The following is a 14,943-nucleotide window of genomic DNA, read 5'->3' as shown; positions in this document are numbered from 1 at the left end:
TGTACCGGATGACGCCTCGGATTTAGGGAGATGAGCGTCCATGAACAACGGTAGAACTCCAAAATGCTGATTTTTATGGTTCTAGCTGTTTAGGTTCAAGGCGGCGCCGCCCTCGTCGGTGCTTGCGCTGCATTCGCGGCGCCTGTGCCCACCGTCCGGTCGTCCGGAGGACCCATGCACTACTCGTCAGCCCGCCGTCGTCGGCGTCCCTCGTTGCTGGCCTCGGCCACCGCCATGATGATCGCGATGTCGGCGGGGATCATCGGTGCGCCGCCGCGGGCGAGTGCCGCTCCGCCGGCTACCGGACCGCAGAACGTGCGGGTGACCTCCACCGGTACTGGCTTCGCCAACCTAGCCTGGGACGCACCGGACTGGGGAGGCAACGTCAACGGCCGGTACAGCGTGCTGATCAACAACGGCGCCTTCGTCAACTGCACGGCTATCGCGGCGACGACATGCAAGGTTACCGGGGCCAACGCCGCCACCGTGAGCCTGGTCGTGCGGGCGCTCGGCGACAATCCCGCCGAGTACCTGCAGTCCGACGCGGTGCAGACCACCTTGCTGCCCCCGCCGGACAAACCGACCGCGGTGAGCGCCACGGCCTCCGGAGACCTTCGGGCGACGGTGAGCTGGACCGCCCCGGCCAGCTGGCGGCTGAACACCGTGCGCAAGTACGACTTGCTCGTTGACGGCGCCCCCCACAACGACTGTCGCAACCTGGCCGCCGCGACGACGACCTGCAGTTTCGTTGGCTTACTAGGTTCCCACTCGGTCAAGGTCCGGGCCGTGGGCAACACCGGGCTGTCCAACGACTCCGATCCGGCGGTCACCGTAAAACTGGTGAGCGCGCCGGGTAAGCCGACCGACATTCACCTCACCGCGAGCGATGCAGGCACGGGCACCATCGTCTGGACGTCGAACCCGAACGGCAACCTCACCCCGAGTTTCACGGTCAAGGTCAACGGTGATCCGGCGCCCGGCTGCATCGGCATCACCTCCACGACCTGCTCATTCGAGGCGGACCAGATCGAGGCGCAGGTCGTGGTGACCGCGATCGGCGATGCCCCTGACCTGAAGACCGATTCGGACCCGGTCGATCTGACGCTGCTTTCGCCGCCGGACGCACCGACGAACGTGCACGCCGTCCCGTCAGCTTGGGGCGTGGGTTCGGCCACTGTGGCATGGGACGCGCCGTCCTTCAACGGCAGTGAAAACAACAAGTACGCGGTTCTGGTCGACGGCGCGGTCTACGCCGGCTGCGGAAACCTCGACGCCACGCAATGTGAGATCACAGGAACGCCCGGCACCACGGTGTCGGTGGTGGTGCGCGCGATCGGCGATGTCGGCCTGCAGAGGGATTCCAGCCCGGCCGTGACCCTCGACCTGCCCGACCTGCCGGCCGCGGTGACGAACATCCGCGTCACCGCGCGGACCCTAGGCCATACCCGGGTCGAGTGGGACGCCCCGGCCAACTGGCACCAGAATAACTTCAGCAAGACGTACACCGTGAGCGCCCCGGGAGTGTCCGGTTGCACCGCCGTCGCCGTCCTGTACTGCGATGTCACGGGCGGTGCGAACACCACCCCGGCGGTAACGGTGACGGCGATCGGCAACAGCGCCGTGCTGCACCGCGACGCGACCCTGGCGAACGTGAGCATCCCGGACGTGCCGGGCGTGCCGGTGAACGTGCGCTCGGTCGCGACCCGGGCCAATGAGGCCGACATCGTCTGGGATGCCCCGGCCTGGAACAACAACACCAACCGGAAGTACATCGTTTTGGTCGACGGCGGGGTGGAGACCTGTGCCGACGAAGAGGCCGAAGCGTGCACCATCACCGACTCGGGCACGGTCGAGGTCGAGGTGCAGGCCGTCGGCGATGACGCCGCCACGCTGTCCTCGGCGTTGTCGGAAGCTAAGTCCTTCGCGCTGATCGCTGCTCCGGACGGCGTGGTCAGCACGGTCACCGTCACGGCGCCGGACAACCAGGCGACAGTGACTGTGGCCTGGCCGTCGCTGACCGACACTCCAGGCGACAGCTGGAGCGGTGGGGCGACCCACAAATACCGGGTGGACATCACCGCCATGCCGGTCGGCGCGACATTGACCACCAACGGCTGCGCCGTGCTCATCGACGACGCGACGCCGACCTGTTCGTTCGACACCGACAAGGGCGGCACTTACGCGGCTACCGTAACCGCTGTCAATGAGGCGGGCGAGGGCACCGCTTCGACGGCAGGCACGGCGGACCTGGTCCGCAGCGCGCCGACCGGCGCCGTCACGGACCTGAACGCGGTCAGCACCTACGATTCCGGCTCGCAGACCGCATCTGTGGTCGTGACCTGGGACCCGGTGGCGGCGGACGCCTGGAACGGCGGAACCCTCAACAACAAATACACGGTGAGCGTCGATGAGCCGGCGGGCACGACGCCGACGATTACCGGTGACTGCACCGGAGACCTCGCGGACGTACTTGCTCCGACCTGCACCTTCGTCACTGACACACCGGGCGGGTACACCGTCCACGTCACGCCGAAGAACGAAGCCGGACCGGGCACCGAGCAGACGTACACGGTGTTCGTCGCCACCGTGGTGCCCAGTGCGGCCGTGACCGACCTGACCGTTGCCCGCGTCCCCGGCACGAGTACGGTCAAGGTGAGCTGGACGAAGATCGCCGAAGCGGCCTGGAACGGCACCACGCGCCACTACGACGTGCAGATTACCCCGACCCCAAACGATGCCGGCATCACCGACAACACCTGCGCCGACCTGGCCACCGGTGACCAGACCGACACCGTCGAATGCACCTTCGTGACCGACAAGACGGGCAGCTACGAGGTCTCCGTCAAGGCCGTCAACGAGATCGATGCCGGCGTTGCCGAAACCGAGACCCAGCAGGTGACCCTGCTGGGCCCGAGCGGTGCGGTCACCGGCCTGACTGCGGTCGCCGCCCCGGTCACCGGTGTGGTGAACGTGACCTGGGCGCAGCTGACGGGCAGCGCGTGGAACGCCTCTGTCGACCGCGACTACACCGTGACCGTCACCGGGCCGGCGGCGGTGACCGGCAGCGATTGCACGACGGTTGCCGACTCGGTAACTCCGAGCTGCTCGTTCACCGCCGGCATGGCCGGCGCGTACGAGATCACGGTCGTGCCGACCAGCGAAGCCGGTGACGGCACCGCGGCCGCCACGACCGCCCACGTCGTCCTCGAGGTGCCGACCGGCATCGTCTCCGGCGTCCAGATCGCCGCCCCGACCACGGCCGGGGTGGTGGACCTGAGCTGGTCCCAGCTGACCACCGGATGGAAAGAGGCGCAGACCAGGCAGTACACGGTCGTCATCGGCGGCGGGCTCAATATCACCGCCAACACCTGCGACGTCGTGGCCGACTCCGGCACGCCGGGCTGCTCGTTCACCGTGAACCAGCCCGGGCCGTTCACTGTCTCGGTGTATGCGGAGAACGAGGCCGGCGTCGCGGCCGGCGGCACTGCGCCGGTGAACGGCACTGTCGTCTTCAAGCCGACCGTGACCGTCGCCGACCTGACTGCCGTCACCGCCGCTCCGCCCAACTCCTCGACCGTCACTGTGAGCTGGACCCAGCTGACCGGCGCCGGCTGGCAGGGTGCGACCAGCAAGAAGTACCGCGTGACAGTGGCCGGCCCCGCCGGCACTGTCTACACCGACAACACCTGCACCACGGCCGACGCCGACGACTCGGCCACCCCGAGCTGCCATTTCCGAGGCTCGATCAGCGGTGTCTACACGGTGACCGTCAATCCGGTCAGCGAGGCTGGACTGAGCACAGCCACCGCCGCCAGCACCACGGTCACCGTCGTCCAGAAGCCGGTGGCGACCGTTTCCGGCGTCAAGGTGCTGCCCGAAGCGGGCTCGGGCGACGTCCAGGTGATCTGGAACAAGGCTAAGACCGCCGACTGGAACGGGCCTGCCACCACCAAGCAGTACGTCGTCACCATCACCGGGCCCAACGGCGCGTCGGTGACGGCCAACGACTGCACCACGGTGACCGAACCGACGTACCCCGCCTGCACATTCTCCACGGACGCCGGGGGCGACTACACCGTCCACGTCGCCCTGAAGAATGAGGCCGGGGTCAGCGACACCCCGGGCACTGCGACCGCGCACCTCACCCTGACCGCGCCGGTCGGCCAAGTCGGCCCGGTCACGGCGACCGTGGTCGCCGGGTCGGGCACGGTTAACCTCAGCTGGCCCGCGCTGTCGGCCGCCGATTGGAGCGAGGGCCTGACCAAGAGCTACGCGGTCACCATCGCCGGCGTCACGCCGTCGGCGAACACCTGCACGTCAGTCCCGGCCACGGCAAACCCGTCCTGCTCGTTCACGGTCACCACGCCCGGCGCATTCTCGGTGGTCGTGAAAGCGGTCAACGATGCCGGCACGGCGGCGACCGGCGGTTCCACCAACGGCAACGTGGTCTTCCTGCCCACGGCCACGGTGACCGGCCTGACCGCGGCCACCACGCTGGGCTCGGCCACCGTCGCGGTCTCCTGGGACCAGCTGGGCGGCGGCGCCTGGCAGGGTGGGGCCGGTAAGACGTATGCCGTGACCGTGACCGCGCCGACCGGAGCGACCCTGTCCAACGACACCTGCACCGGGTCGGCGGTGGCCGACAGCTCGACACCGGGCTGTGCCTTCGACGTGAGCGTGGGCGGCGACTACGTCGTCCAGGTGGCGCCGAAAAACGAGGCCGGCATCGGCACGGCCGCCGACTCCACCGCCCACGTCAAGCTGATCCCGACCGTGGCGGTCGCCGACGTGACGGTGGCCGCCGCGCCCAGTTCGTCGACGGTAAACGTCAGCTGGGCCAGCCTGGCCGCCACGGCCTGGAACGGCGGCACCACCCACACGTACGCGGTGACTCTGCAGACGCCGGCGGGCGCGGCGGTGACGGGTAGTTGCACCGCCGTGGTCGCCGACTCGGCCACCCCGTCCTGCAGCTTCACCACCGACAAGCCGGGCGCCTACACGGCCTCGGTCGCCGCGAAGAACGAGGCCGGCACCTCGCTCGCCGCCGGCACCGGCAACGGCACCGTCGTGCTGACGCCGACCGCCGCTGTCACCGGTCTCACCGCGAGCACCACCACGGGCTCGCCCACGGTCGCGGTCAGCTGGAACCAGCTGTCGCCGGCCGCATGGCTCGGTGGCTCAGCCAACACGTACGCGGTGACAGTGGCCGCGCCGACCGGCGCGGCCCTGTCGAACAACAGCTGCACGCCGGCCGCGGTGGCCGACAGCGCGCTGCCGGGCTGCGCCTTCGACGCGAGCGTGGGCGGCGACTACGTGATCCAGGTGGCGCCGAAGAACGAGGCCGGCACCGGGGTCGCCGCCGACGCCACCGGGCACGTCACGCTGGCCCCGGTTGCGACGGTCACCGGCCTGCAGGTGACTACCACGGCCGGTTCGCCGACGGTCGGCGTCAGCTGGGACCGGTTGGCCGGCACTGCGTGGAACGGCGGCAGCACCCACACATATGAGGTCACCCTGCAGAACTCGGCCGGTGCGACCGTCACGGCGGGCACCTGCACCAATGCGGTGGCCGACTCGGCCACGCCGGGCTGCAGCTTCACCACCGACCGGCCCGGGGCCTACACCGTATCGGTCGCGCCGAAGAACGAAGCGGGTGCCGGCACCGCGGTTCCGGCCAACGGCACGCTCGGCTCGGCCGCTCCCGCCGCCGCGACCGGCGTGTCCGGGGCCGCCGGCGTCAACGCCATCGAGGTTTCGTGGTCCGCGCCGGTCTCGACGAGCTTCGCCTCCGTCATTTCACTTGAGGTGTCGGCCACCGCGACCGGCTATCCTACGGCCAGTTGCACCGGCCCGGTGACGGCTAGTCCCTGCACCATCTCGGATGTCGCCGCCGGCGTGCCGTACACCCTGCACGTGACGGCCCAGGGCCCCGGCGGCTCCACGGATGCCACCGCAACGGCCACCCCGACGGGCCTGCCGGTCGCGCCGGAGCAGGTGCCGGTGGGCGCGGTGCCGGTCGCTCCCGGCAGCACCACGACTGGCGGCACCATCACCATCACCGGCAACGGCTTCGAGCCGAATTCGACGGTCGTGCTGTCGCTGTTCAGCAACCCGGTTGACCTCGGTACCACGGTCGCCGACGGGACCGGCGCCATCTCGGTCACGGTGACCCTGCCGTCCGGGACGCCGACGGGCAGCCACACGCTGCTGGCCACCGGCCTCGACGAGAACGGCGACGTGGTCCACCTGGCCAAGTCGGTCGCCGTGGCCCCGGTTGTCACGACGCCGCCGGTCACCAACCCGCCGGTCGTCACACCTCCGCAGGCCGAGCCGCCGACCGGTGCCGTCGGCGCGCTGACGGTCAAGCAGTCATCGGCCGGGACCCGGACCGTGACCGTCACGTGGTCCGCCGGTCAGGTCGTATGGAACAGCACCAGCAACCGTATGTACCGGGTCACCGTCGACGGGCCGGACCCGGCCCTGATCGCCGGGTCGTGCACCTCACCGGTCGCTGCGCCGGCTACGTCCTGCAGCTTCACGACCGACCTCAATGGTACATACGCGATCCGCGTCGCCGCCGCCACCAGCGTGGGGACCAGCTCGAACAGCACGGCGGCGACTGTGACCGTCAACTCGGCACCCGCCGCGCCCACCGACGTGACCGCCTCGGCCAAGACCAACGCTGTCACCGTGTCTTGGACGGCGCCGTACCCGAGCGGGCCGGCGATCCGCGCCTACACGGTTACCGTGACTGCGCCCAACTACCCGAACCGGTCCTGCACCGGCGTGGTCACCCGCAGCCCGTGCACCATCACGGGTTTGGCCGCCGGTGTCCGTTACACGCCGTGGGTAGTCGCCAACGGAGTGGTCGGTAACTCGCCGCTGGCATCAGGGAAGACCACGGTCATGCCGACCGGGTCGGCGCAGGCGCCGCTGTCGGTGCCGACCGTCGCGGTAATCAACATCAGCCGCTCGGCCAAGGCCGGATCCCGCCTCGCGGTCACCGGCACCGGTTACCGCCCGGGGAGTAGGGTGCTCCTGAATCTCTACCCGGGTGGGGCTCTGCTCGGTACCGCGACCGCATCGTCCACAGGCACGGTGTCGGACACGGTGACCATTCCCACCGCCGTCACAGGCGGGGTCGCCGTCTTGGCCACCGGTCTCGACAAGGTGGGCCAAGCCCGTTACGTCAAGACCCCGGTGCGGATCGTCAAAGCTGTAGCGGGAGTGATGTCGACCGTCGGCGGTCCGACCGGCAAAAACGGATCCACGACGCCCGGCTCGAGCGAACACAAGTCGCCTACGACCGGCCAGTCCATCGCCGGATCCTCCTCAACTGGCGCGATGGCCTTGACCGGGTCGGCCACAGGACCGGTCATGCTGGCCGGACTCGTCATCCTCATCATCGGTTTGCTGCTGGTCGTGACGACACGCAAACGAAGGGCGGCCAGACACGGCTAATCACCGACGGCACACCGCCGCCTCCGGGCCCGTTTGGATTCGGAGGCGGCCGGTTGAGGCCACGTAGATCCTGCAATTACGCCCGCAGGTTTGGGGCGGAAACCGGCAGCCGGCACGCGGTCCAACGGCCGGTGTTTCAACTGGTGTCCAGAATGCCGCTCAGCAACGGCGGGCGCGCGGATGGTGTGGTCAACTCCGATTACCTACTCCACGAACGTCTGCCGCTGACCGGCGGCGTTGTCGCGGAAGAAACGGCGAAACCCGCGATTTCAGCAGCGTCCGCCAGCCACCGATCGCCAAATCCGCGAGCGTACGCGGGTAGCGGCTGTGTAGCCGTGACGACCGACAGCTGCAGTATGTACACCGCGATTCACCAACAGAAACGTCAGCATGACCAACACGCGGCAAACACGATCATCTATATGAGACAACCACTGGCCTTCGGGGTCGCGTCTAATTCACCAACTTTGTGCCAGAGCCAGTATTCCGTAGCCGCGGGGCAGTATGTGTCGCCGCAACGACGTCGCCTTTTGACGCCGCTCGGATCCAAGTGGTCATCGGCGGACAGATGTTACCGGTTGTGTGGATATGGTCGGAGTGTCGATCCTGTGGGCGGCGGGCAGGGTGAAGGTGAAGTGGGTGCCGCCGGTGGGATTGTCGGTGGCCATGATGGTTCCGCCGTGGCGGTGCACGATGCGTTGGCAGATGGTCAGCCCCAGGCCGGTGCCGGCATATGGCTGGTGGGGGTGGGCGCGGTGAAAGTTGCCGAAGATAGCGTCGTGGTGGCCGTCGGGAATGCCGATGCCGTTGTCGGTGATAGTGACCGCAATTCGGCCGTCCTGCTCATTTGCCGTGATCTCGATGGCGGGGATGGTACCGGCGGCGGTGTACTTGATTGCGTTGCCGATGAGATTGTCTAGCAGTTGCCGTAGCAGTGGCGGGTCGGCTTGTACGGCAGGCAGAGCGGCGATGTCGAAGCGGGGTATTGGTGCCCCGGCGGCGACGGCGGCATCGGCGCGGGCCGCGGCGATGTCGGTGACGACCTGCTCAAGATCGACGGAGATGAGACGTACGGCGGCGTCGCGGGCGGTGGCATAGTCGAGCAGGTCGTCGATGAGCACGCGCATCCGGGTACCGGCGCGCTGGGCGCGTAGCAGGCTGCTTTCGGCCTCGGCGAGGTGTGGGTGCCGCGGAACCTGTAACAGCGCTTCGGCGGCGGCTTCGTTCCAACCTTGCACCGCGGTGAGCGGGTTTTGCAGGTCGTGAGCCACTACGCCGGCGAAAGCGGCGAGTTCGTCGCGGTGACGACGTTCGGCGGTGACGTCGTGCACGAGCACAACGGCGCGGACCGCGCCGTTGTCGTCTTCGAGGCGGGTGCCGGTTACGGACACGATCCGAGTCTCTGACAGGCCAGGATTGCTGACGAGCACATCCTGGTGAGCATGGTGCTCGCCGGCGATGATGCGGGCGTACGCGGTTTCGTTATCGGGCAGTATGCTCCCGTCGGGACGCAGCAATCCGTAGTAGGCGGTGTCGGTGATCCGGTCGCCGGGGCTGGTACGCCCGCCGAGCAGTCGCTCACAGGCGGCGTTGCGCAGCAGTACGCGCCCGTCGGCGTCGATGACGGCGAGCCCGTCGGCCATCGAGTCGATGATCGCGTTCATCAGCTTTCCGTGTCGCTGGGCGTGGTCCTTCTGCACCGCGAGTTCGGCCTTATCGGCGGCTAACTGCTCGAGCAATGTCTGCCTTTCATCGCGGCCCAGCGCCAGCGCAAGGCCGGTCACGGCGACCACAGCGACGAAAAGCTGGGCGACCAGCGCACGGACAGCGTTGTCGCCGATGGCGGCGAAGGAGCCGGTGCCGTGCAGGGTGAACAACACAGCGATGGTCCCGACGATCAGATCATGCACGACCACGAACGTTGTGGGGGTGCGCATCGCGGCCCACACCGTGACCACGATCAGGAGGAACGCGACGGGAAGGCCGTGCGCGACGGCAAAGGTAAGCCAGTAGGCCAGCGCCGAGCAGGAGATCAAAGCGGTGTATTCGGCGACTCGCCACCAGGCGGTACCTTGCCACATCGTGCGCGCCCACCGTGCCCAGGTGGTCCACCCGGTGCCTCGGGTGCGGGTGTGCCAGACATAGCCGATGCGCAGACCGACCGCGCCGATCAGTAGAACGCTGGCAGTGTTGCGGGCTAACCACACGGCATACGATGACCACGAGACGTGTCCTGTGATCAGCCACATCCCGCCGGTACCGATTGATGCTCCGAGGCCGGTGCTGATCGTGGCCGCCCCTAACAGAACCCACAAGTCTCGCAGTCGGGTTAGGCCTCGACGACCGCCAGCGCCCCATAGCGACGGCTGCCAGCAGCGAAACAACCACATAAACAGCGCGATCTGTCCAAGGTTGGCGGCCACGAACACCACCGCAAGCCGGCCGCTGGCCCCGGTCGCTTTGTTCACCAGCAGAGTGATCACGACCAGCGCCGCCACATCGGCCCACCGGGCCCGCGCCTGGCGCTGCGCGCAGAACCACAGCACCAGGACGCCGGCGGCCGGCCACACCATGCTCAAATTCGTGCCGTCCATCACCGTCAACCGGCCGACGAACGTGGCCAGGACGTACACCAGCGCGAATACCATGGTCCGCATCAACGAGCGGCGCACGGTCATCGCCTTCGGCGCACGAATGTCAGCCTGAGTCGACGTCATACAAACTGATTCGCCTGTCATCCCTGCGGCGATGAGCGCGACATGCGTGTTGCACCACAACTACAACCGACCAAGCATGAATCCTTAGCCGACCAAGTGTGCGACTGCGGTCGACGGGTCGCGCCTGCGAACTCGGCGGCGCGCACAGCACCGCTTTTGTCCGGTCATCTCGAGCGATCGAAGTTCAAGAATGACGGCATCGCCGCGTGGTGGCCTCGGGGTTGTCGCTGGCCGGCCTAGCGGCCGCTGGCACCTCGATGGTCCGGACGACCTCGTGAGCCGGTCCTGCGCCGGCTCATAACGAGTATGCCGCGCCGAGTCGAACGAGCCGTCGGGTGATGGCCGTCCCTGGACAAGGCGACCTTCTGGAACGTTTCGACCGCTCACGGGGAGTTCTCCCTGCTTGACGGAGCGGCGGTTACCTGCTTCGAGTCGGGGCAGGGGCAAGGTTATCTGGCTGGATCTGGGCGTGGTAGATGGTCTCTTACTCGTCGGGTCTGAGGTAGCCGCGCTCCTTCTGGATGCGGTGGGTGTCGTACCAGCCCTCGATGTAGGTGCAGATCGCGTTCTTAGCTTCGTAGCGGGTCCGCCGGCTCGTGCGCTCGACCAGTTCAATCTTGAGCATTGACCAGAAGTTCTTCATCAACGCGTTGTCGAACGAGTCGCCGACCGAGCCCATGGACGGCCGGGCTCCGTTGTCCTGCGAGCGTTGCGAAAGCGGAAACTCTTATAGTTCGAGCCCGGTCGCTGTGATGGACGAGCTGGCCGTCGCGGAGGTTACGCGACCAGATGGCGTTCTCGAGGGCGGCCAGGATCAGATCGGTGTCACCCCGTTCGGAGGTCTTCAAGCCGACAGTCTGGCGGGAGAACACGTCGCGGACGGTGGCCAGCCAGAGCATGCCTTCGCCTCCGGGGATCCTGGCGGCGTCGGCGACCCAGAGCCGATTCGCGCCGGCTGCGGTGAGGGTGGCGGTTGACCGGATCCGGCGCCGGTGTGTGCCGCCGGTTCTGCCGGGGTGAGCCGCCGCGCCAGCCGGGATGCAGCAACGCCCCGTGCCTGCCCCGGCCGGCCATCAGCCGCTCGACCCAATTACGACCCACGCGGGATCCCGTCGCGGCTCAACTGCCGGTGGACGAGGTCAGCGCCGTGGGTGAATTCGGACGCCCCCCGGAAGTCATGAATGTTCGACAGCAGCCCGAGGTCGACCAAGTCTCGGCCACAGGGCTGTTCGACCTGCTTAACCCGCTGGTGGTGGGTCGCCCTGGCGATGGGCAGGACCCGTAGTGCCGTGACCAAGAACGTTTGAGGTGTTGAGGTCAGGCTGCTCGGGTGGTGGGTTGGCTCGAGCCTCGTTGGCGTTCGCTGCGGATGCGGGCACGTTCACAGCGCTGGGGCGGCCAGGACGTCGGGATGACGGGCGTTGGCATTGCGCCGGCGCAGATAGTTGTGCAGGTGGCGGGTCGGAGCGGGATGGTTCGGGTGGTCCCAGCCGGCGATGACGAAGGTGCGTAGCGGCCCGAACTGGGCCTCGATCGGGTTCGCCCGGGACGCGTAGGTCGGTGTGAAACACAGCTCGACCTTGTTCCGGGCCGCCCAGGCCCGGATGGCCTTGTCTTTGTGGGCGGACAGGTTGTCCAGGATGACGTAGATGGGTGCTCCGTCCGGCCGTTGCCGGCGGATCGACTTGAGCGCGGACAGGGTGTTCGCGGCGCCCTTGCGGCGCCGGACGACACCCCAAAGTTGGTCGTCCCGACTGAGTAGCAGCCATGGAACTGCCGGACACCGTGCAGCTTGTGATAGTTCGCGGGCAGCCTGCGCGGATGACCTTTGCGCGCCCAGCCGGCGCCGGCCTGCGGGCGGATGACCAAGGCCCCGAACTCGTCGAAAGCGAACACCCGCTGCGGGAACTGGCTACTGACTTGCCCGATCCGGGCGAGCTTCGCCTCCCGCTGCGGGTCGTTGGATTCCTTCCACGTCTTGGTCCACTGGAACGTGATCTGGTGCCTGATCAGCAGAAGTCGCAGCCGTTCCCGCCCGATCTCGATCGGGCGGGCGGCCAGCGTATTGAGATGCTCGGCGAGCTTACGAACGCTCCACCGGGTGAACGGCCGCCCCAGACTCTCGGGGCGGGTGTTGGCCGTTGTGACGATGAACTGCTCGTCGTCAGGACTGAGAAGGCGGGGACGGCCACCACCGAGGGTCCAGGCTGGGCATCCCCATCTCGTTGAACCGGTGGATGACCTGCCGGATCGTGTCCTCATCAGCCCGAACGAGCCGAGCGATTGCCGGCACCGTGTTCCCGCCGGCCGAGGCGAGTACGACCATCGGCCGCCGTAATCGGATCGGGGAACCGGTGCCCCGGCGAGTGATGCGCAGTAGCGTCTGACCTTCCTGGTCACTGAGCCGCCGCACGCGTACCAGATCTGCCACCACCACAGTCTGGCCGCCGCCCGGCCCTCAGCCCAGACGGTGTGTCACCCAACACCGTGAACGTTCTTGGTCAGGGCAGAAGCTGTAACGCGACCGCGAAGCGGTCACGGTGTTCGTCGACGAACCCCATGACTGTTGCCGGGTCGGGCCGAGCTCCGACGCGAGATAGCTGCTCGCCGCACGCAGGATCTCGTTGATCCGGCGCGGCTCGGCGACCTCGTCACGCAGCCGGCGGTTCTCCTCGGCCATCTCACTGATGGGCCGGTCATGACGCTCGCCCGCGTCGGTCTCGGCTTGCCGGATCCCTGTGATGCCTTGTCCGCAATTGATGTGATCATGTGATTGACGTCAGCAATGAAATCGATCAGGTCAAGTCGGCAGGAGCAGGCCTCAACGCATGTAGGACGTCGCGGACGGCAGCATCAAGCTGATCGCAGGACGCGTCCAACGGCAGAGTGTCGGCGACCGACGCCCCGTGTGCCTTCAACTGCACCGACAGTTCACGTAGAAGGAGCACCTGCAGATCACCAAAAGCCGCGGAGATCGAGGTCTGGACATGCAGGAGCTCCTCGAGTTCCTGCCTAGGATCGACCTGCACCCACTCACCATAAGGTGCCGACAAGGCTCGGCCAGCGAAAACCGTGGCCGAGGACAGGGCTAACACCGCATATGTTGTTCGTTTAAAGAGCGGGCTAAACGAATCAGCCGAGTTGAGACGCCTGATCGACCTCGATCTCGATGCATCGTTCATGACAGGTCGCCCGGCCGACGGTCTAAAGCTGCCAGGCCGATGTGACCATTGTTTTGCGGTCGCCATGGGTTGCCCGAGGTTTGATGTCGACCTCGACACACCGTGCTAACGAGTTCACGAGGGTGCGTCCACGTCACCTTCTCGGGCGAAAGCATGCAGAACAAACCCCGCCGCTCGAATCCTGAGCGGATCCTCGATGGCGAAGGACCAGCTTGGCCCGACCTCTTGGAGCGGAAAATGGCCGTGTTACTGATCGCCGAGGATGATGACGACGTGCGCACCATTCTGGGGGTGTTGTTCACCGGCCACGGCTTCACGGTGGTGACCGCGCGTGACGGTAGCGAGGCGCTGCAACTGGCGCAGCAGCGTCGTCCTGACGTGGTTCTAACCGATATAGACATGCCCGGCTTGGATGGCGAGGGACTGTGTAAGGCGTTGCGGGCCGATCCGCGGCTACATACTGTGCCAGTCGCCATCCTGAGCGGGTCGCAGATGGATCGTAGCCTCCGTGCGCACGATCTGGCATTCTGCGAGCTTATGATCAAGCCGACTTCGAATCGAATTCTGATTGCCAACATTAAGCGCCTCGTCGAGCGGGGTAGTCACGAACACGGCGTCGGATCCGCCGAGTGCCGTTTTGCCGCCTGACCGGTGCAGACGCTGTCGTTGTTCTGTCGGTGGGTAATGAGCATCGGCAGTGCTATGGATCGCCCGCCAGAGGATCGCCGGACAAATTTTCGCGGCCGCTAGGCAGATCGTCGTTGGGGAGGTACCCAATGGCGGTGCCGTGAAAGTGCCCCCGCGCGGAATCGACTCGAAAATTAAATTAGGAGTCGGCGCTTGAAGAGGCACGATGGGTCTTCATAAGTGAGGAGTACTGCATCTGCGGCTCTCTGCAATACGTCGAGCAAAGTTGTATTGGCTGAGAAGCTTACGGATTGTATCGACACTGAAACCGTTTCGGGCGGGCGATCTGTGGGCAGGCCAGCTCCTCTTGCAGGTGAAGCTTGAATAGTACTTCCTTTGATAAGACAAGACGTGCCCGCGCCTAGAGCCCGGTGTTCGGCGTGAGAGCCGGTAACGAGCCAGTTTTTATCGGACCTGCCTGTCCGTAAGACCAGTTAATGAAGCTATCTGGGCTACGGTGAATTTGCCGTATGCACAAATCGCCTAGGAGGCGCTCAGGCGATGGATCCCTAGGTGAGCCGCCGGCGAAGTAACTGCGGCGGGAGCTTAGGACGTTGGCGGTGATCAGCCTCTCGCGGACGGCGTTCGCGGGCGGGTTGGCGTCAACAGCCAGCTCGTCGGCGGTTCCGCCAGATCGCCAACGCTGGACGAGAGGGGCCCGGGCGACGATCGGACTCCCCGCAGTATTGCCGTAACGGTGTAGCCATGCATATCCAGTTGCTGGGCTCACGCCCAGCAGGGCACCTATCGGGCTCGGACTCGGGGCAACTCCGTCTACTGTCACACACCGCTGCAACTGATCGGGATCCGGTCGCGTGTCATGTCGTCTCCGGTGATTAAGCTGTATACCTGCAGGCGCGTGGCTGGGATGCGGTACCAATGACTGGCGACCCGGT

At 66.7% G+C, this 14,943-nt stretch carries 7 protein-coding genes and 1 pseudogene; 2 read left to right on the top strand and 6 right to left on the bottom strand.

The genetic code is table 11. From position 1 onward, the window contains the following. Positions 1–174 precede the first annotated feature (174 nt). Complete coding sequence (locus OWR29_RS47430; protein WP_267570301.1) at positions 175–7,461, top strand: beta strand repeat-containing protein; 7,287 nt, start codon at positions 175–177, stop codon at positions 7,459–7,461. A 554-nt stretch (positions 7,462–8,015) separates the two neighbouring features. Here OWR29_RS47430 and OWR29_RS47425 read toward each other — a convergent pair. From OWR29_RS47425 to OWR29_RS47405, 6 genes and pseudogenes are all read right to left on the bottom strand, one after another. Beyond that, positions 8,016–10,178: a sensor histidine kinase gene (locus OWR29_RS47425; RefSeq protein WP_267570300.1), complete on the bottom strand. Its 2,163-nt coding sequence runs from the start codon at positions 10,176–10,178 to the stop codon at positions 8,016–8,018. 484 nt (positions 10,179–10,662) lie between these two features. After that, positions 10,663–10,857, bottom strand: a complete 195-nt coding sequence (locus OWR29_RS47420) for an IS3 family transposase (protein ID WP_267570299.1) — start codon at positions 10,855–10,857, stop codon at positions 10,663–10,665. Next, complete coding sequence (locus tag OWR29_RS48220) at positions 10,790–11,161, bottom strand: DDE-type integrase/transposase/recombinase (protein WP_369077367.1); 372 nt, start codon at positions 11,159–11,161, stop codon at positions 10,790–10,792. The genes OWR29_RS47420 and OWR29_RS48220 overlap by 68 nt, the downstream gene beginning before the upstream one ends. 334 nt (positions 11,162–11,495) lie before the next feature. Beyond that, positions 11,496–12,609 (bottom strand): annotated as a pseudogene (locus OWR29_RS47415) (IS630 family transposase). A 27-nt stretch (positions 12,610–12,636) separates the two neighbouring features. Beyond that, positions 12,637–12,858, bottom strand: coding sequence for a hypothetical protein (locus tag OWR29_RS47410; RefSeq protein ID WP_267570298.1), 222 nt, complete (start codon positions 12,856–12,858; stop codon positions 12,637–12,639). A gap of 115 nt (positions 12,859–12,973) precedes the next feature. After that, positions 12,974–13,207, bottom strand: coding sequence for a hypothetical protein (locus OWR29_RS47405; RefSeq protein ID WP_267570297.1), 234 nt, complete (start codon positions 13,205–13,207; stop codon positions 12,974–12,976). Between the two features lie 306 nt (positions 13,208–13,513). Here OWR29_RS47405 and OWR29_RS47400 point away from each other — a divergent pair, with 306 nt between their 5' ends. Further along, positions 13,514–14,008: a response regulator gene (locus tag OWR29_RS47400; RefSeq protein WP_267570296.1), complete on the top strand. Its 495-nt coding sequence runs from the start codon at positions 13,514–13,516 to the stop codon at positions 14,006–14,008. Positions 14,009–14,943 lie beyond the last annotated feature (935 nt).

The organism is Paractinoplanes pyxinae (assembly GCF_026626335.1).
Taxonomy (GTDB): domain Bacteria; phylum Actinomycetota; class Actinomycetes; order Mycobacteriales; family Micromonosporaceae; genus Actinoplanes; species Actinoplanes pyxinae.
The sequence above is the reverse complement of the archived record's forward strand: the minus strand, read 5'-3'. Positions and strand labels throughout refer to the sequence as shown.

Excerpts from the sequence above, each read along its gene's own strand:
- OWR29_RS47420 (WP_267570299.1), bottom strand. The coding sequence starts at position 10,857 with ATGGGCTCGGTCGGCGACTCGTTCGACAACGCGTTGATGAAGAACTTC.
- OWR29_RS47425 (WP_267570300.1), bottom strand. The coding sequence starts at position 10,178 with ATGACGTCGACTCAGGCTGACATTCGTGCGCCGAAGGCGATGACCGTG.
- OWR29_RS47430 (WP_267570301.1), top strand. The coding sequence starts at position 175 with ATGCACTACTCGTCAGCCCGCCGTCGTCGGCGTCCCTCGTTGCTGGCC.
- OWR29_RS47410 (WP_267570298.1), bottom strand. The coding sequence starts at position 12,858 with ATGGCCGAGGAGAACCGCCGGCTGCGTGACGAGGTCGCCGAGCCGCGC.
- OWR29_RS47400 (WP_267570296.1), top strand. The coding sequence starts at position 13,514 with ATGCAGAACAAACCCCGCCGCTCGAATCCTGAGCGGATCCTCGATGGC.